The organism is Tissierella pigra (assembly GCF_009695605.1).
Lineage (GTDB): Bacteria > Bacillota > Clostridia > Tissierellales > Tissierellaceae > Tissierella > Tissierella pigra.
The window spans coordinates 68,610-86,468 of record NZ_VUNQ01000001.1; the positions used below are offsets into that span (position 1 = coordinate 68,610).

General features: G+C 29.5%; 20 protein-coding genes. All 20 read left to right on the forward strand.

The features are described from left to right. The first annotated feature begins 42 nt into the window (after nucleotides 1-42). The 20 genes from FYJ83_RS00405 to FYJ83_RS00500 all read left to right on the forward strand — a co-directional run bounded on the left by FYJ83_RS00405 (nucleotide 43) and on the right by FYJ83_RS00500 (nucleotide 17,841). Nucleotides 43-1,143 (forward strand): D-alanyl-D-alanine carboxypeptidase family protein, encoded by a 1,101-nt coding sequence (locus tag FYJ83_RS00405; RefSeq protein ID WP_154437986.1) that lies wholly within the window; start codon nucleotides 43-45, stop codon nucleotides 1,141-1,143. A 69-nt stretch (nucleotides 1,144-1,212) separates the two neighbouring features. Continuing rightward, nucleotides 1,213-1,920, forward strand: a complete 708-nt coding sequence (locus FYJ83_RS00410) for a pseudouridine synthase (protein WP_154437988.1) — start codon at nucleotides 1,213-1,215, stop codon at nucleotides 1,918-1,920. Between the two features lie 13 nt (nucleotides 1,921-1,933). Continuing rightward, entirely contained in the window at nucleotides 1,934-2,341 is a 408-nt protein-coding gene (locus FYJ83_RS00415; protein WP_154437990.1) for a GNAT family N-acetyltransferase, read from the forward strand. Then, the gene (locus tag FYJ83_RS00420; RefSeq protein ID WP_154437992.1) at nucleotides 2,328-2,912 is read left to right on the forward strand and encodes a class I SAM-dependent methyltransferase; all 585 of its coding nucleotides are present in this window, start codon (nucleotides 2,328-2,330) and stop codon (nucleotides 2,910-2,912) included. The genes FYJ83_RS00415 and FYJ83_RS00420 overlap by 14 nt, the downstream gene beginning before the upstream one ends. Before the next feature lies 1 nt (nucleotide 2,913). Beyond that, nucleotides 2,914-4,314 carry an oxaloacetate decarboxylase subunit alpha gene (locus tag FYJ83_RS00425; protein ID WP_154437994.1) on the forward strand — a complete coding sequence of 467 codons (1,401 nt, stop codon included), beginning with the start codon at nucleotides 2,914-2,916 and terminating at the stop codon, nucleotides 4,312-4,314. Nucleotides 4,315-4,584: 270 nt separating this feature from the next. Beyond that, the gene (locus FYJ83_RS00430; RefSeq protein WP_229768443.1) at nucleotides 4,585-4,785 is read left to right on the forward strand and encodes a 4Fe-4S binding protein; all 201 of its coding nucleotides are present in this window, start codon (nucleotides 4,585-4,587) and stop codon (nucleotides 4,783-4,785) included. A gap of 1 nt (nucleotide 4,786) precedes the next feature. Further along, entirely contained in the window at nucleotides 4,787-5,923 is a 1,137-nt protein-coding gene (locus FYJ83_RS00435) for a 2-oxoacid:acceptor oxidoreductase subunit alpha (RefSeq protein WP_154437998.1), read from the forward strand. Between the two features lies 1 nt (nucleotide 5,924). Continuing rightward, entirely contained in the window at nucleotides 5,925-6,746 is an 822-nt protein-coding gene (locus FYJ83_RS00440) for a 2-oxoacid:ferredoxin oxidoreductase subunit beta (protein WP_154438000.1), read from the forward strand. A 1-nt stretch (nucleotide 6,747) separates the two neighbouring features. Next, nucleotides 6,748-7,311, forward strand: coding sequence for a 2-oxoacid:acceptor oxidoreductase family protein (locus FYJ83_RS00445; RefSeq protein ID WP_154438002.1), 564 nt, complete (start codon nucleotides 6,748-6,750; stop codon nucleotides 7,309-7,311). After that, nucleotides 7,295-8,173 (forward strand): MurR/RpiR family transcriptional regulator, encoded by an 879-nt coding sequence (locus FYJ83_RS00450; protein ID WP_154438004.1) that lies wholly within the window; start codon nucleotides 7,295-7,297, stop codon nucleotides 8,171-8,173. Before FYJ83_RS00445 ends, FYJ83_RS00450 begins: the two co-directional genes overlap by 17 nt. Nucleotides 8,174-8,318: 145 nt before the next feature. After that, nucleotides 8,319-8,933, forward strand: a complete 615-nt coding sequence (locus FYJ83_RS00455) for a histidine phosphatase family protein (RefSeq protein ID WP_154438006.1) — start codon at nucleotides 8,319-8,321, stop codon at nucleotides 8,931-8,933. Beyond that, nucleotides 8,934-10,160: a BaiN/RdsA family NAD(P)/FAD-dependent oxidoreductase gene (locus FYJ83_RS00460; RefSeq protein WP_154438008.1), complete on the forward strand. Its 1,227-nt coding sequence runs from the start codon at nucleotides 8,934-8,936 to the stop codon at nucleotides 10,158-10,160. It abuts the gene before it with no gap. Nucleotides 10,161-10,251: 91 nt separating this feature from the next. Then, complete coding sequence (aroH, locus tag FYJ83_RS00465; RefSeq protein ID WP_326828276.1) at nucleotides 10,252-10,605, forward strand: chorismate mutase; 354 nt, start codon at nucleotides 10,252-10,254, stop codon at nucleotides 10,603-10,605. 48 nt (nucleotides 10,606-10,653) lie between these two features. Then, entirely contained in the window at nucleotides 10,654-11,313 is a 660-nt protein-coding gene (gene cmk, locus FYJ83_RS00470) for a (d)CMP kinase (RefSeq protein ID WP_229768444.1), read from the forward strand. 3 nt (nucleotides 11,314-11,316) lie between these two features. Continuing rightward, nucleotides 11,317-11,931 carry a lysophospholipid acyltransferase family protein gene (locus tag FYJ83_RS00475; protein ID WP_154438012.1) on the forward strand — a complete coding sequence of 205 codons (615 nt, stop codon included), beginning with the start codon at nucleotides 11,317-11,319 and terminating at the stop codon, nucleotides 11,929-11,931. Then, complete coding sequence (locus FYJ83_RS00480) at nucleotides 11,912-13,879, forward strand: bifunctional 4-hydroxy-3-methylbut-2-enyl diphosphate reductase/30S ribosomal protein S1 (RefSeq protein WP_154438014.1); 1,968 nt, start codon at nucleotides 11,912-11,914, stop codon at nucleotides 13,877-13,879. Before FYJ83_RS00475 ends, FYJ83_RS00480 begins: the two co-directional genes overlap by 20 nt. An 87-nt stretch (nucleotides 13,880-13,966) precedes the next feature. Further along, nucleotides 13,967-14,743: a CheR family methyltransferase gene (locus FYJ83_RS00485; RefSeq protein WP_154438016.1), complete on the forward strand. Its 777-nt coding sequence runs from the start codon at nucleotides 13,967-13,969 to the stop codon at nucleotides 14,741-14,743. Nucleotides 14,744-14,777: 34 nt separating this feature from the next. Further along, the gene (locus FYJ83_RS00490; protein ID WP_154438018.1) at nucleotides 14,778-15,833 is read left to right on the forward strand and encodes a M42 family metallopeptidase; all 1,056 of its coding nucleotides are present in this window, start codon (nucleotides 14,778-14,780) and stop codon (nucleotides 15,831-15,833) included. Next, a complete protein-coding gene (locus FYJ83_RS00495; RefSeq protein WP_154438020.1) occupies nucleotides 15,824-16,843 on the forward strand; it encodes a M42 family metallopeptidase in 1,020 nt (339 codons plus the stop codon). Before FYJ83_RS00490 ends, FYJ83_RS00495 begins: the two co-directional genes overlap by 10 nt. After that, nucleotides 16,843-17,841 (forward strand): M42 family metallopeptidase, encoded by a 999-nt coding sequence (locus FYJ83_RS00500; RefSeq protein ID WP_154438022.1) that lies wholly within the window; start codon nucleotides 16,843-16,845, stop codon nucleotides 17,839-17,841. The genes FYJ83_RS00495 and FYJ83_RS00500 overlap by 1 nt, the downstream gene beginning before the upstream one ends. Nucleotides 17,842-17,859: the final 18 nt, after the last annotated feature.

A 17,859-nucleotide genomic window follows, 5' to 3' on the forward strand; every position in this document is an offset into this window, starting at 1 on the left:
TCTTGCTTCTTTTAAATTATTTATATTTAAGGAGGGTATTATATGAAGAAAACAATATATCTTATTATAATTGTAATGATTATTTTAAGCTGGAATATAGCATATGGTGAGGACCTAAATTTAAGTGGAGAATCATATGTTTTAATAGATGCTGAAACAGGAAGAGTTTTATATGAAAGAAATGCACATAAAAAGATGCCTATGGCAAGTACTACAAAGATAATGACTGCTTTAGTTGCCTTAGAAAATGGGAAACTAGACGATAAAATAGCAGCTAAAGGAGAATGTATTGGAGTAGAAGGATCCAGTATATATTTAAGAGAAGGGGAAGTTCTTTCATTAAAAGACATGCTTTATGGTCTAATGTTAAGATCAGGTAATGATTCATCTGTGGCAATTGCTAATTATATTGGAGGTTCTTTAGAAGGTTTTGTATCTTTAATGAATAAAAAAGCACAATCCATAGGAGCAATAAATACTAATTTTGCTAACCCACATGGTTTACATGATGATTCACATTATTCCACAGCATATGATTTGGCATTAATAACAAAAGAAGCATTTTCTTATGAAGAATTTGGTAATATAGTAAAGTCTAAATCCTATACTGCAGATAGGGAGGAGAACAATTATTTTTACAATAAGAATAAAACTCTTTGGGAATATAATGGGGGGGATGGAGTAAAAACTGGATATACCATGAGATCAGGTAGGTGTTTAGTTTCATCTGCCACGAGAAATGGTATGCATCTTATAGCTGTATCTCTAAATGCAAGTAATTGGTTTAATGATAATTATAAACTATTAGATTATGGATTCAATAATTATAACAGACAATTTGTATATGATAGCAATCAATTCATTAAAAAAATTTATGTTTTAAATGGAAATAAGGAATATCTCAACTTAGTAACTGAAAACAGTTTGTTTTATCCTTTTAAAGAGGGAGAAAGAGAAAATATAAAACTTAGTATTGACGTACCTGATACTATAGAAGCACCTATAGAAAAGGGAGATAAAATAGGTTATATTTATACTTATCTTGATGGGAAATTAATACACGAAGGTAGTTTAATAGCAAAATCCACTATAAAAAGAATCAATAAATTTGAAAGTATAATTAATAAGTTTAAATTCAAATAAATATTTGATTTTACTTTTTAATGGAAAAAAGGTAATATAGTAGTACAAGATGGTGAGAGGGGTATTGAAATGAGACTGCAGAAATATATTGCATTATGTGGAATAAGCTCAAGAAGAAAAGCAGAACAATTAATAATAGAAGGTAAGGTAATGGTAAATAATAAAATAATTACAGCATTAGGAACTACAATAGATCCTAGTAAAGACGTAGTTAAGGTAAACGATAAAAAAATAAAGGAAGAAAAAAGCAAAGTTTATATTATGTTAAATAAACCCATAGGATTTGTAACTACTTTAAAAGATGAAAAGGATAGAAAAATAGTTACAGATTTAATAGAAGGAGTTAAAGAGAGAATCTACCCAGTAGGAAGGTTAGATGCTGATACTACTGGATTATTATTATTGACAAATGATGGAGATATGGCATATAAACTTACTCATCCAAGTAATGAAATAATGAAAAAATATATAGCCATAGTAGAAGGAGTTCCTAACAAAATGGAACTAGAAAAATTCAGACGTGGATTAATAATAGATGGGAAAAAAACATCTAAAGCATATATTAAAATAGCTAAAAGATATGATACTGAATCTATTCTTGAGATTGTAATCCATGAAGGTAGAAATAGACAGGTAAAAAAAATGTGTGAAGCAATAAATCACCCTGTTAAAAAACTTAAAAGAGTTTCCATAGGAGAAATCGAACTAGGCGGTTTAGATATTGGAAATTGGAGATATTTAAATGATGAGGAAGTTAAATATTTAAGAGGAATATAGTAGTGGAGGAAATATGTTATCATTAAGAAAATGTTTAGAAGAGGAAAAGCATAAAATTCAACAAATTCTAACTAAGGAAAATATCATAGACTTATGTTTAAAAGATATTGTATATGTAGGGCTAGAGAATGAAGAATTATTTGGAGTAATAAAGGCAGAAAAAGAAGGAAATAAATGGATATTAAAATATTTAGTAATTAATGATGATAAAAGGGGACAAAACTTAGGGGATGCACTTCTGAGATCAATACTTAATTATCTTTACAGCCAAGGAGTTCATAGGATTTATTTCAAATCTAAGGAAACCTATTTTCTTAAAAAAGGTTTTTCTGTAAATAATAATGATGAATTGGAGTTAAATATACCTGATTTCTTCAGTAAAGGATGTAATAGTTGCGGAGGATGTAATGAAGTACAATGAAATAGTAAATACTTTAAAAATAGCTAAAGATATAATTTTAAATTGCGTAAAAGATGGACAAGTTGTAGTAGACTGCACTGTAGGTAATGGAAATGACACTATATTATTAGCAAAATTAGTAGGAAAAACTGGAATAGTATATGGCTTTGATATTCAAAAAACAGCTTTAGAAATAACAAAAGAAAATTTAGCTTGTGAAAACATAGACAATGATGTAAGATTAATACATGACGGTCATGAAAATATTGATTTATATATTAAAGAAAAAGTTGATTTTATTATTTATAATTTAGGGTATCTACCTAAGGGTAATAAAAGTATAAAGACTAATAAGGATACTACTCTTAAATCTTTGCAAAAAGCAATAACTATACTAAATGATAGTGGTATAATATTGATTACTTGTTATATTGGGCATGAAGGTGGTTTAGAGGAAAAAGAAGAAGTAGAAGAATTTTTAAAAACTTTAAACCAGAAACAATTTAATGTAATAAAATATGATTTTATTAATCAAATAAATCATCCGCCTATTTTATATGGCGTAGAGAAATCCAAAACTAGGAGGGAGTAAAATGGCAGGTGTAAAAATTACAGATACAATTTTAAGAGATGCTCATCAGTCTTTAATAGCAACAAGAATGAGACTGGAGGATATGCTTCCTATAGCAGAAAAACTTGATAATGTTGGTTTTTATGCACTTGAAGTATGGGGAGGAGCTACTTTTGATTCCTGTTTAAGATTTTTAAATGAAGACCCTTGGGAAAGATTAAGGGCTTTAAGAAAGGCTTTTAAAAAGACTAAGCTTCAAATGCTGTTAAGGGGACAAAATCTTTTGGGGTACAGACATTATCCTGATGATGTTGTAGAGGAATTTGTTAAAAAATCTATAGAAAATGGTATAGATATTATTAGAGTTTTTGATGCGTTAAATGATTTAAGAAATATAAAGACGTCTATAGAAGCTACAAAAAAATATGGTGGACATGCACAGGCTGCTATTTCATATACTACTAGTCCTATACACAATATCGAATATTATGTAGAATTAGCTAAAGATATGGAAAAAATGGGTGTTGATTCAATATGTATTAAAGATATGTCAGGTATTTTACTGCCATATGTAGCTGAAGATTTAGTTAGAGAAATGAAAAAGAGTGTTAAAGTTCCTATAGAAATTCACTCACATTTTACTAGTGGATTAGCAAATCAAACATATATGAAGGCTATAGAGGCAGGAGCAGATATAATAGACACAGCAATATCTCCACTTGGAAACGGAACTTCTCAACCAGCTACTGAGCCAATGATTGCATCTTTAGAAGGTTCACCATATTATCCAAAGGATATTAATATGGAGTTATTACTAGAGGTTTCAGAATACTTTAAAAAACTTAGAGATAGATATTTAGAGGAAGGTCTCCTTAATACTAAGGTATTAAACGTAGATGTAAATACATTAGTATATCAAGTACCGGGTGGAATGCTTTCAAATTTAGTATCTCAATTAAAAACTCAAGGAAAAGAAGATAAATTTGATGAAGTATTACAAGAGGTACCTAGAGTAAGAGAGGATTTTGGTTATCCTCCTTTAGTAACTCCAATGAGTCAAATGGTAGGAACTCAAGCAGTATTTAATGTTATACTTGGAGAAAGATATAAAATGGTTCCAACAGAAGCTAAAAACTATGTAAAAGGTTTATATGGAAAATCTACTCTACCTATTTCTGAAGAAATTAGAAAGAAAATCATAGGAGATGAGGAAGTATTTACAGGGAGGCCTGCCGATTTAATGGAACCGCAATTAAATCAATTTAAAGATGAAATAAAACAATATATTGAACAAGATGAAGATATATTAACTTATGCCTTATTCCCACAGATTGCTATAGAATTTTTTAAGCAAAGACAGGCAGAAAAGTATAAAATAGAAAATGATTTATTAAATGAAGAGTATAAAACTCATCCAATATAAAAAATAAAAAGTAAGCTTATTCATAGGATACTTCCAAAGTAGATAGTTTAATTAATTTTTAATAGATTATCTACTTGGAGGTATTTTTTGATGGAGAAAATTAATAATTCTTTAGAAATATTTTTTATTATAGATTGTTATAAATATTATCAATATGAAGTGAAACTTGCAAAAAAATATTAATTGTTATAAAAATGAAATAAATCTTGCAATGAATATTTTATTTTGATATTATTATATTAACAAATAATGTATAAGGGGGAAATAGAATTGCCAACCAAAACTGATAAGACTCTCACAGTAGACAAAAAATGGTGTAAGGGTTGTGGAATATGTGTTGCATTTTGTCCGAAAAATGTACTCGAGATAAAAGAAGGCAAGGTTAATATTAAAGATTTAGAAGCATGTATACAATGTGGACAGTGTGAACTTAGATGTCCTGATTTTGCTATTTATTTGGGAGGTAAGTAATATGGCTGATAAAATAATCAAATTAATGCAGGGAAATGAGGCTTGTGTAGAAGGTGCTATAGCTGCTGGTATGAGATTTTATGCAGGATACCCTATTACCCCCTCTACTGAAATTGCAGAACTATCTGCAGAAAAACTACCGCAAGTAGGTGGTAGATTTATTCAAATGGAAGATGAGATAGCTGGAATTTCTGCTACTATAGGTGCTGCAATCGCTGGAGAAAAAGCTATGACGGCCACTAGTGGTCCAGGATTTTCTTTAAAGCAAGAAGGCTTAGGATATGCAGTTATAACTGAAACTCCTTGTGTAATAGTTAACGTACAAAGAGGAGGACCAAGTACAGGTCTACCTACTGCGCCAGCTCAAGGCGAGATTATGCAAGCAAGATGGGGAACACATGGAGATCATTCCATTATTGTCTTATATCCTTGGTCAGTTAAAGAAATATATAATACTACTATTAGAGCTTTTAATTTAGCAGAAAAGTATAGAACTCCAGTTATTCTCTTAATGGATGAAGTAATTGCTCATATGAGAGAGAAAATTGAACTATCTAATGATAATAAAGTAGAAATTTATAATAGAAAAAAACCAACTTGTTCACCAGAAAACTATAAGCCTTATGAAGTTAAAGAAGGTGATTTAGTTCCAGAAATGGCTGGATTTGGTGAAGGATATAGATTCCATGTAACGGGGTTAGTACATAGTGAATCAGGATTCCCATCTGGAAATGAAAAAGTGGCAGAAACATTAATTAATAGATTAATAGATAAAATAGAAGATAACAAAGATGATATAGTTGAAGTAAATGAATATCTTACTGATGATGCAGATATTGCCATAGTAGCTTTTGGTGCTACATCACGTTCCGCTAAGTCAGCTGTAGATACTTTGAGAGAATCTGGTATAAAAGCAGGACTATTTAGACCTATAACTATTTGGCCTCTTGCCGAAAAAGAATTACTTGAATTAGCAAAGAAAGTAAAACGTATAGTAGTTGTAGAGATGAATATGGGACAATATTTCTTAGAAGTTGATAGAATTGCTGGTAAGTTTACTAAAGTAGAGAAATACGGACGTCTAAATGGAGAACTAATAACTCCAGAAGAGATTATTTCTTTTGTTAAGGAGGGTTAATATGCCTAGTCAACTAGTTAATGAATATTTTAGAACGGAAAATTTACCACATATATGGTGTCCAGGCTGTGGTAATGGTATAGTTACAAGAGCGATAGTTAAGGCAATTGATAATTTAGGATTAGATAAAGATAATGTATGTGTAGTATCTGGAATAGGATGTTCTTCTAGAGCATCAGGATATTTGGATTTTAATACTATACATACCACTCATGGTAGAGCTCTTGCTTTTGCTACTGGAATTAAACTTGCAAAACCAGAACTAACAGTAATAGTTATAACAGGAGACGGAGATTGCTCTGCCATAGGCGGAAATCATTTAATTCATGCTGCTAGAAGAAATATAGATATAACAACTGTTGTATTCAACAATAATACTTATGGAATGACAGGAGGGCAATATTCTCCTACGACTCCTACTGGAGATAAAGGAACTACTGCGCCTTATGGAAATATTGATATGAATTTTGACCTATGTGAACTTGCTAAAGCAGCAGGTGCTACTTATGTAAGCAGAGGTACTATATTTACTGCAAATATGTTAATCAAACAAGTAGAAGAGGGAATAAAGAATAAAGGATTTTCTTTTGTAGAAGCAATTACAATTTGCCCTACTTATTATGGTAGAAAAAATAAAAAAGGCGAAGCTGTGGATATGATGACTTATTTAAAGGAAAATGCTATAAATATTGCCGCATATGATAAATTAACTGAAGAACAGAGATTAGGCAAATTTGTTGTTGGAGAATTATATAAAAATAATAGGGCGGAATACACAGAAGAATATCAAAAAATAATTGAATCTTTTCAAAAGGAGCGATAATATGATACGTCAAGAATTAAGATTAACTGGTTCAGGAGGTCAAGGACTTATACTGGCAGGAATTATATTGGCGGAAGCAGCTTTGTATGATGGCATGAACGTAGTTCAATCTCAATCTTATGGCCCTGAAGCTAGAGGTGGGGCAAGTAAAGCAGAAGTAATAATAAGTAAGGAAAAAATAAATTATCCAAAAGTCAATGAATGTGATATAATGCTTACTTTAACACAAGTTGCCTGTGATAAATATATAAACTCATTAAAATCAGGTGGAATATTAATAGTAGATAAATCTATAGAAAAATTGCCAGAAAGAGACGATATTAAAATATATAGAGTTCCTATATTAGAAACTGCTATAGATAAGCTAGGTAAGCCAATGGTGGCTAATATAATAGCTTTAGGAAGCATATATGAGTTGACTAAAATAGTATCAAAAGATTCTCTTGAAAGAGCTGTACTTGGGAGAGTACCAAGGGGAACAGAGGAACTTAATAAAAAAGCCTTAGAAGAAGGATTTAATCTAATAAGGGAACATAAGGAAGATTGCTATGGAGAAGTATGTTGATCTTCTAAAGAATATTCAAAACAGCTTTAATAACCTGAGTAAAGGTCAAAGACTCATAGCAGAGTTCATTATAAATAATTATGATAAAGCTGCTTTTATGACCGCTGCATCCCTTGGAGAAACTGTTAATGTAAGTGAGTCTACAGTTGTACGATTTGCTAATACATTAGGATATAATGGGTATAGAGAACTTCAAAAAGAACTTCAGGAACTAGTGAAAAACAAACTTACTACTGTTCAAAGACTTACAATGGTAAATAAATACTCAAGTAAAGAAAACGCATTAAAAGCAGTTATGGAAAAGGATATAGAGAATATAGGAAAAACCATACATGAAATGGAATATGGTGCATTTCAAGAGGCTATAGATTTAATATTGAATGCAGAAAATGTTTATATCCTTGGATTAAGATCATCCTCATTTTTATCAGGATATTTAGGTTTTTATCTTAATTTCCTAATTAAAAGAGTTACAGTAATTGCTTCTGGGCCTAATGATGTATTTGAACAGTTGCTAAAAGCAGATTCGCAAGATGTTATTATCGGCATTAGTTATCCTAGATATTCTAAGAGGACTCTTGAAGCATTGGAGTTTTGTAAAGACGAGGGATGTAAAATTATAAGTATAACAGACAGTTTAATTTCTCCTGCTTCGAAATACTCAGATATTGCCTTAATTGCTGGTAGCGATATGCTGTCATTTGTTGACTCATTAGTTGCTCCAATGAGCTTAATAAATGCTTTAATAGTATCTATTGCAATGGAGAGAAAGGATGATATTAAATCGTCATTTGAGGATTTAGAAAGTATATGGAACAAATTTAATGTATACAATATAAATGATAAAGAAAACAACAATTAAAACAACAAATAAAAACGATATTCTATATATCGTTTTTATTTGTTTCCATACTATCAAAACAAATCTTATCATAAATGATACATTTGTTTATAAATTAAATTTGTTATAATATAAATATAAGCAAAAAAACATAGAGGTGATATAATTGATAAAAATATTTTTAATCAGACATGGACAATCTGAATGGAATAAATTAAATAAAATACAAGGACAAAAAAATACTATATTAACAGAACTTGGGGAAAAACAAGCTCTATATATGGGAAATAGATTAATTAATGAAAAGATAGATATAATATATACTAGTGATTTAAAAAGAGCTTATGATACAGCAAAAATTATATCCAATGAAATAAATAAGCCTTTGATATCAAGTGATGCCATTAGGGAAATAAATTTTGGACCATGGGAAGGTTTAAATACAGAAGAATTATTAGATAAATATAAAGATGAGTATCTCACATGGAATAAAGAACCAGATAAATTAAATATGGATGGGGTAGAAACTCTAGAGGATTTAAAGAATAGAGGTATGAAATATATAAATAATATAATTAAAGAAAATCAAAATAAAAATATTGCAATTGTATCACATGGAGCCATGTTAAAGGTTATTATTCTAGGATTATTGGGTATGGAAATGTCATATTATAAAAATATTTCATTAAATAATGTATCTCTTAGTATCATAGAATGTAGAGATTATAACAATGTATTAACATTATTAAATGATACTTCACATTTAAAGGAGATAAGATAAATGGATGAAAAAGAGAAAATAGGAATCATAGGGGCAGGCCCAGCAGGAATAATTGCAGCAGGAATAGCAGGATCTAGGGGAAAAGACGTTACTTTAATTGAAAAAAATGAAAGAATAGGTAAGAAGCTTTTTATTACAGGAAAAGGTAGATGTAATATTACTAATAATTCTCCAATTGAAGATTTTTTTGATAATGTAATGAAAAATAAAAATTTCTTATATAGTAGTTTTTATAGCTTTAGCAATATAGATATATTAGATTTATTCCACAGTTATGGATTAAAAACAAAAGTGGAAAGAGGGAATAGGGTGTTTCCAGAAAGTGACAAGTCCTCTGATGTAATAAAAACTTTGCAGAAGTTCCTAAATTCTAATAATGTTAATCTAATTTTAAATACAAATATAACATCAATTTATTATGATGATTCTAAGTTTGTTGTAATAGCAAATGAAGATAAAATGGTTTTTGATAAATTAATAATTGCTACAGGTGGAGCATCTTATCCAGGAACTGGATCAACAGGAGATGGATATAAGCTTTCAAAAAGACTAGGACATAACATTACTGAATTAAAACCATCTTTAGTTCCTATTGAAGTCAATGAAGATTGGGTAAAGGACTTACAAGGTTTATCTCTTAAAAATGTAAATATATCAGCATATACAAAGAATAAACCTTTATATAATGAGTTTGGGGAAATGGTTTTTACCCATTATGGTATTTCGGGTCCTATTGTCTTATCCATGAGTAATTATTTGCATAATTATACTAATGGAAAAATTAACTTACAAATAGATTTAAAACCAGCTTTGGATGAAAAAACATTAGATGAAAGAATATTACGTGATTTTCAGATATACAATAACAAATATATACGAAATGCCTTAGATGATTTATTGCCTCAAAGACTGATACCAATTATAATATTTTCATCGGATATTGACCCAGAAAAAACAGTAAATCAAGTTACAAAAGAAGAAAGAATAAGATTATTAAATAATATAAAAGGGCTTACTTTTACATTTAAGTCTTTTAGACCAATAGAAGAAGCTATAATTACATCAGGTGGAGTATCTACTAAAGAAATAAATCCATCTACTATGGAGTCGAAATTAATAGAAGGATTATACTTTGCAGGAGAAGTTATTGATGTAGATGCTTTAACAGGAGGATATAATTTACAAATTGCTTATTCTACAGGCTATTTAGCTGGAATGAATGTATAGAAAATAGAAGGCAATAAAACTAAAATTGCTTGTCTACAAGGAGGATTTAATATATAATAATTAAGGAAGTGATATTATAAAGACTATATCTATTCGAGGTGCTATTACAGTACAGGAAAATTCAATCGAAAGTATATTAGATGGTACTAAGGAATTATTAACTGAAATAGAAAAACAAAATAATTTGGATAGGGAAAAGGTCATTAGTATAGTATTTTCTTGTACAAATGATTTGGATAAAGTATATCCTGCCAAGGCAGCCAGAGATTTAGGATATATTTATACTGGACTTATGTGTTTTAATGAAATGAATGTAGAAGGAAGTCTCAAAAAATGTATCAGAGTAATGATTATATATAATTCCGATATATCTCAAAAAGATGTTAAACATATTTATTTGCGGGATGCAAAAGTTTTAAGACCTGATTTATTAAACAATCCTTAAGCCACCCAAAGGTGGTTATTATTTTGTAGTGAAAGGATGACAGTTATAATGAATAAAAATATTACAGTGGCCATAGATGGTCCAGCAGGTGCAGGTAAAAGTACAGTTGCAAAGAAAATGGCAGAGATGTTATCTTTTGAATATATAGATACAGGTGCAATGTATAGAGCTTTAACTCTTAAAATATTAAAATTAGGATTAGATCCGATGTCTGTTGAGGATGTTGTGAATACTATGAATAGTACTTCAATTGATTTTAAGGATAATCATATTTATCTAGACAACATTCAAGTAGATAAGGAAATAAGAGAAAATATTATAAGTCAAAATGTTTCCTATATTGCTAAAATTAAAGAAGTTAGAGAAGGAATGGTAAGAATTCAGCAGGAATTAGCTAAAACTAAATCAGTGATTATGGATGGTAGGGATATAACTACAGTAGTTCTTCCCAATGCAGATTTTAAGTTCTTTATAACGGCAAGTGTTGAAGAAAGAGCAAATAGAAGATATAAAGAGCTTATTGAAAAAGGTGAAAATAATATATCATATGAAGATATAAAGAGAGAAATAGAAAATAGAGATAAAATAGATAGTACTAGGGAAATTGCTCCTTTAACACAGAGTAGGGATTCATATAAAATAGATACTACTAATAAAACCATAGATGAATGTATAGAAGAAATGATCTCTATGATCAATAGGAGGTAAGATATGAGCTTTTATACAGTAGTAAAAACGGCAGCAGGATTAGTATTTAGACTAATATATAGAATAGAAGTCCATGGAAAAGAAAATATCCCTACTGATGGCAAATTAGTATTATGTTCAAATCATATACATAATTTTGATCCAATCATTTTATCCATAGTGTTTCCAAGACAGATTTTCTGGATGGCAAAAAAACAAATATTTGAAAATAAGATATTATCATATTTGTTTAAAAATCTAGGTGCATTTCCTGTAGATAGGGAAGAATCTGATTTATCAGCCATTAAAAATTCTTTAAAGGTTTTAAAAAAGGAAGGGGTATTGGGCATATTTCCAGAAGGTACTCGAGTTAAAGAATTCAATTTAAAAAATGCTAAACCAGGAATCTCCTTAATAAGTATAAAAGCACATTCTATGGTTTTACCAGTTTATATTGAGGGAGATTATAGAATTTTTAGCAAAATAAAAGTCTATTTTGGCAAACCTATTGATTTTTCAAAATATTATAATGGAAAACTAAGTACAGATGAATATCGTCTATTAAGTCAGGAAATTTTGCAGTCAATATATTCAAATAAATATAAGGAGGAAGGCAAAATTGGAGATAATCATAGCTGATAATGCTGGTTTTTGTTTTGGTGTAAAAAGAGCTGTAGATATGACAAATACCGAATTGATAAATGCTAATAAAAACATCTATTCTCTTGGACCCTTAATTCATAATCAACAGGCTGTAGAAAGGTTTGAGAAGTCAGGATTAAAAACAGTTGATGATATAAAAGAAATTAACAATAGCAAAGTAATTATAAGATCCCATGGAGTAAGTAAAAATATTATTAATGAAATTAACCAAAAAGACTTAGAGATTGTTGATAGTACTTGTCCTTATGTAAAATCTGTACATAAGAGGGTTGAAGAATATGAAAATCAAGGATATAATATAATAATAATTGGGGATTCAAATCATCCTGAAATAATAGGTATAAATGGTTGGTGTAATAATAAGGCATTTATTGTAAATTCTTTAGAAGATGCAGAAAAGTTACCTATGATGGATAAAATATGCGTAGTTTCCCAAACTACAAATACACAAGAAAAGTTTGAAACTTTATGTGAAATTATTAAAGAAAAAGGTAATGAAGTTAAAATATTTAATACAATTTGCAATGCAACAAATTTAAGACAAGAATCATGTAAAAAATTATCATCACAGGTTGATGCAATGATAATAATAGGTGGGTATCATAGTTCAAATACAAAAAAATTAGTGGAAGTTAGTAAAAAATATTGTAAAAATGTATATCATATAGAAACTTCAAAAGAATTACCTTTACAAACACTATCAAAATTTAATAAAATAGGAATAACAGCAGGTGCTTCTACACCTGATTGGATAATTAAGGAGGTAGTTGAAACAATGGACAATATCAACAACAATGAAATGATGGAGGCAATCGAAAGTTCTTTTACAAAAATTCGTAGAGGAGATGTATTAAAAGGAGAAGTAATTTATGTTACTAATAACGAAGTTATGGTTAATATAAACTATAGATCAGATGGTATAGTTACTAGAGAAGAATTATCTAATGATCCAGAGGTAAAACCTAAGGATTTATATAAAGTTGGAGATGAAATAAATGTTTTTGTAGTTAAACTAGATGATGGTGAAGGAAATGTTGTGCTTTCTGCAAAAAGAGCTAATGATTTCAAAAATTGGGATGAAATTGAAGCAATATTTAACAATAAAGAAAGAGTTGAATGTAAGGTATTAAATAACATCAAAGGTGGTCTTTCTGTACTTGTAAATGGAGTAAATGGATTTATGCCAGCATCTCAGGTTTCTACTAATTTTGTAAGTGATTTAAATGTATATAAAGGTAAAGCCTTAATATCCAAAATCATTGATTTCGATAAAGAGAAAAGAAGAATTATATTATCAAGGAAAGAAGTAGAGAAAGAAGAATTAAACAATAAGAAAAAAGAATTATGGGCGAATATAGAACTAGATCAAGTAATAGAAGGCGTAGTACAAAGACTTACTGACTTTGGTGCATTTGTTGATTTAGGTGGAGTTGATGGGTTGATTCATATCTCGGATTTATCATGGAATAGAGTTAAACATCCTTCAAATGTAGTTAAAGAAGGACAGAAAGTTTTAGTTAAAGTATTAGCTCTTGACAAAGATAAAAATAGAATCTCTTTAGGATTAAAGCAAACTGTTGAGGAGCCATGGTCTTTATTCTCTAAAAATGTAAATGTAGGGGATATTGTTGAAGGAACTGTAGTAAATTTACTGGACTTTGGTGCTTTTGTTAGATTAAATGAAGGCGTAGACGGCTTGTTACATGTTTCTCAGATATCTAAAGATCATATAAATAAGCCATCTGATGTATTAAAAGTTGGACAGAAAATTAATGTAAAGGTTATTGATATAGATACAGAAGAAAAGAAAATAGGTTTAAGCATAAAAGAAGCTTTAGAATCAACTGAATCTGAAGAATCAGTAAGTAATGTAATAAATGAAGAACCAGAAATAACAATTGGGGATATGATAGATAAAAACTAATATTGGATAATTAAGGGTTTTGATGTACAGAAATACATTGAAGCCCTATATTGTATTTTTGTTTAAATAATTTCATGGAGGATAGATATGGATAAATATGAAATATTTAAAAAAGATGTAAATAGATTGATTAATATTGATTTGGATTATTATAAAGAAAAGCAAATGAAAAGAAGAATATCATCTCTTTTAACAAGAAATAACTTTAAAGATTTTGATGATTATTTTCTTGGATTAAAAGAAGATAAACTTCTTTTAGAGCAATTTATAAACTATTTAACAATCAATGTATCTGAATTTTACCGTAATCCTTCTCAGTGGACAGTTTTAGAAAATAACATTATTCCTGCTTTAATAGATAATAATAAAAGAGGATTAAAGATTTGGAGTTCTGCCTGTTCTACAGGAGAAGAACCCTATTCTCTAGTTATGATGTTATCCAATTTTTTCCCTTTAAAAGATATTAAAGTCTTGGCAACAGATATAGATGAAGAAGCTATGAATAAAGCTAAAGTAGGACTTTATAGTGAAAAGTCATTGGCCAACTTACCTAAAGGATTTAAGGAAAAATACTTCACTAGAATTGAAGGATCCTATAAAATTTCAGACGAAATAAAAAAATGTGTTGAGTATAAGAAAATGGACTTACTTAAGGATCGGTTTCCTACAAATATTGATTTAATAACCTGTAGAAATGTGATGATTTATTTTACTGAAGAAGCAAAAGAACTCTTATATTCAAAGTTTTATAATTCGCTAAATGATAAAGGAATATTATTCGTAGGAAGTACCGAACAAATAATTATGCCTGAAAAACATAAATTAAAGGCAGCTAAAACTTTTTTCTATGAAAAGATAGTTTAATTCTTTTAAATTTATAAAATGAGGAGGTATAAATTTGGATACAAAAGTACTTTTAGAGTTACTATGTAATGGTAATGGTGTTTCAGGGTATGAGCATAATTTACAAGATGCAATAAAATCAGCATTTAACAGGTATACTAATGATATTAAAGTAGACAAGCTAGGAAATATTATAGCCTTTAAGAAGGGAGTATCAAACTCAGATAATATTAGAATAATGCTTGCTGCCCATATAGACGAAATAGGTCTAATGGTAAAGGATATTGAAGAAAATGGTTTCATTAGGTTTACTAATATAGGTGGGATTGATCCTAGAACTATATTAGGTCAAGAAGTTATAGTACATGGTAAAGAGGATTTATTTGGCGTTATAGGTTCTAAGCCACCTCATTTACAAGAAGCATCTGAACATGATAAGGCCATAAAAATGGAAGATATGATTATAGATATTGGTTACTCAAAGGAAAAAGTCCATAGTCTTATAAACATAGGAGATACTATAACAATTAGAAGGTCTTTAACAAATCTTCAAGGTAGTAGAGTAACAGCAAAAGCATTAGATGACAGAGCAGGAGTAGCTGTTATTTATGAAACTATGAAAGAGCTAAATAAAATGAAACATGAAGCTGATGTATATTTTGTGTCTACAGTTCAAGAGGAAGTAGGAATGGCAGGAGCTATAGTCAGTACTTTTGGAATTAATCCTGATATTGGTATAGCTGTTGATGTTGGATTTGGAGCAACTCCAGAACTATCTAAGTCTGATTCTTTGGAATTGGGAAAAGGACCTGGAATTACTTTAGGAGGAAACATTCACCCAGGACTTAGAAAAAAACTTACAGAGGTAGCTGCTGAATATAATATTCCTTTCCAGATGGAAATTACTCCAGGTTTAACTGGAACAGATGCTAGAGCAATGATAATGACAAAAGAAGGTATTCCTTCTTTAGTATTATCTATACCATTGAGATATATGCACACATCAGTAGAGGTAGTTGATATGGTTGATATAAAGCATAGTGCTAAATTGTTGGCATTCTTTATTGCTTCTATTTCTAATGAGAATTTGGAGGGATTATTATGCTATTAAAACAATTAACAGAGGCTTCAGGAGTATCTGGAAATGAAAAAGAAGTTAGAGATTTGATAATAGCTGAAATAAAAGATCATGTGGATTCTTTTAAAATAGATAGAATAGGTAATATTATTGCATATAAAAAAGGTAAAGATACTAATAAAAAATTAATGATAACAGCCCATATGGACGAGGTAGGATTATTAGTTACAGATATTGATAAATTAGGATTACTTAAATTCACTACAGTAGGTGGAGTTGATAAAAGAATTTTAGTATCAAAGCCTGTTTTAGTTGGAAAAGAAAAAATTGATGGGGTAATAGGGGCAAAACCGATTCATTTACAAAAAAGACAGGAATGGACTAGAGCTCTTGGTATAGATGAATTATATATAGATATAGGTGCTAAATCTAAAGAGGAAGCTGAAAAGTTAGTTCAAATAGGTGACTATGTAATTTTCAAATCAGATTATATTGAATTTGGAGATAATTTAGTTAAGGCAAAGGCCCTCGATAATAGAGTGGGATGTTCAATTTTAATTAACTTAATTAAAGAAGTGACAGATGTAAGCTTCTATGGTGTATTTACTGTAATGGAAGAGGTAGGTTTAATAGGAGCTGGTCCTGCGGCTTATGAAGTTGATCCAGATATTTCATTGGTATTGGAAGGAACATTATGTTATGATATGCCAAAACTTGATACACATTTAATACCTACTTACCTAAATAAAGGTCCTGCCATATCTCTAATAGATAGAACTACAGTATTTGATCGTAAATTTAGAGAAAAGATTACTAGCATTGCTCAAAAGAATAATATTCCATATCAGTATAGAAAAACTTCTATGGGCGGAAATGATTCTGGAAGAATCCATACTACTAAAGAAGGTTCAGTAACCACTACTATTTCTGTACCTTGCAGATATATACATTCACCAACATCAGTAATGAGTAAAGACGATTACAATCATACTTATGATTTACTAAAGGCTATTTTATCTGAATTTAAAAGGGAGGAATTATAATGAATATAAACTTTAATCTATTAAAGGACATAGTTAGCGTATATGGACCAGCAAGTAATGAAGATTTAATTAGAGATTATATTACAAATGAAATTAAGGATTTTGTAGATGAGATAGAAGTAGATGCTCTAGGAAATCTAATTGCTAGAAAGAAAGGTAATGGAAAAAAAGTTATGATCTCTGCTCATATGGATCAAATAGGACTTATGGTAATCGATATAGATGAAAAAGGATTTTTAAGATTTACAAATGTTGGTGGAATATCTCCTATAATTTCTTTGAGTCAAAATGTCATTTTTGAAAATGGAACTATTGGAATTATCTATGCTGAACCTGTTGATGATATATCTAAATTAAAATTAGAAAATATGTATATAGATATTGGAGCATTTAGTAAAGAAGAAGCTGAGAAAAAAATAAGTATAGGTGACATTTGCATATATAAATCAGATTATGTAGAAAACGAAAATGTAGTATTCACTCCTTATTTAGATGATAGAGTAGGATGCTTTGTAGCAATTGAGGCTTTAAAATCTATAAAAAATCCAGCTAATGATTTATATTTTGTATTTTCAGTGCAAGAAGAAGTAGGACTTAGGGGAGCTAAGACTGCTGCATATAGGATTAACCCAGATGTTGGTATGGCTCTAGATGTGACGTCTCATGGTGACACTCCTAAGGCAAAGAGATTTGCTATTGGATTAAATAAAGGTGCTGCAATAAAAGTAAAAGACAATTCTATAATTTGTCATCCAAATGTAAAGAATTTACTTGTTAAATTAGCTAAAGATAATGATATACCTTATCAAATGGAAGTATTAGAATTTGGCGGTACAGACTCAGGTGCTATTCATGTGAATAAAGAAGGGGTTCCATCAGGTGTAATCTCTATACCAACTAGATATGTACATTCTACTGTAGAAATGGCTTCTAAAAATGATATAATTAACTGTACTAAACTTTTAGTAGAATTTTTGGAGGATAAACTAGAGATCTAGATTTATATAAATAAAAAA

Coding starts and splice junctions, on each gene's coding strand:
- FYJ83_RS00435 (WP_154437998.1), top strand. CDS start 4,787: ATGGCTGATAAAATAATCAAATTAATGCAGGGAAATGAGGCTTGTGTA.
- FYJ83_RS00420 (WP_154437992.1), top strand. CDS start 2,328: ATGAAGTACAATGAAATAGTAAATACTTTAAAAATAGCTAAAGATATA.
- FYJ83_RS00450 (WP_154438004.1), top strand. CDS start 7,295: ATGGAGAAGTATGTTGATCTTCTAAAGAATATTCAAAACAGCTTTAAT.
- FYJ83_RS00405 (WP_154437986.1), top strand. CDS start 43: ATGAAGAAAACAATATATCTTATTATAATTGTAATGATTATTTTAAGC.
- FYJ83_RS00495 (WP_154438020.1), top strand. CDS start 15,824: ATGCTATTAAAACAATTAACAGAGGCTTCAGGAGTATCTGGAAATGAA.
- FYJ83_RS00475 (WP_154438012.1), top strand. CDS start 11,317: ATGAGCTTTTATACAGTAGTAAAAACGGCAGCAGGATTAGTATTTAGA.
- FYJ83_RS00410 (WP_154437988.1), top strand. CDS start 1,213: ATGAGACTGCAGAAATATATTGCATTATGTGGAATAAGCTCAAGAAGA.
- FYJ83_RS00445 (WP_154438002.1), top strand. CDS start 6,748: ATGATACGTCAAGAATTAAGATTAACTGGTTCAGGAGGTCAAGGACTT.
- FYJ83_RS00460 (WP_154438008.1), top strand. CDS start 8,934: ATGGATGAAAAAGAGAAAATAGGAATCATAGGGGCAGGCCCAGCAGGA.
- FYJ83_RS00440 (WP_154438000.1), top strand. CDS start 5,925: ATGCCTAGTCAACTAGTTAATGAATATTTTAGAACGGAAAATTTACCA.
- FYJ83_RS00500 (WP_154438022.1), top strand. CDS start 16,843: ATGAATATAAACTTTAATCTATTAAAGGACATAGTTAGCGTATATGGA.
- FYJ83_RS00425 (WP_154437994.1), top strand. CDS start 2,914: ATGGCAGGTGTAAAAATTACAGATACAATTTTAAGAGATGCTCATCAG.
- cmk (WP_229768444.1), top strand. CDS start 10,654: ATGAATAAAAATATTACAGTGGCCATAGATGGTCCAGCAGGTGCAGGT.
- FYJ83_RS00485 (WP_154438016.1), top strand. CDS start 13,967: ATGGATAAATATGAAATATTTAAAAAAGATGTAAATAGATTGATTAAT.
- FYJ83_RS00415 (WP_154437990.1), top strand. CDS start 1,934: ATGTTATCATTAAGAAAATGTTTAGAAGAGGAAAAGCATAAAATTCAA.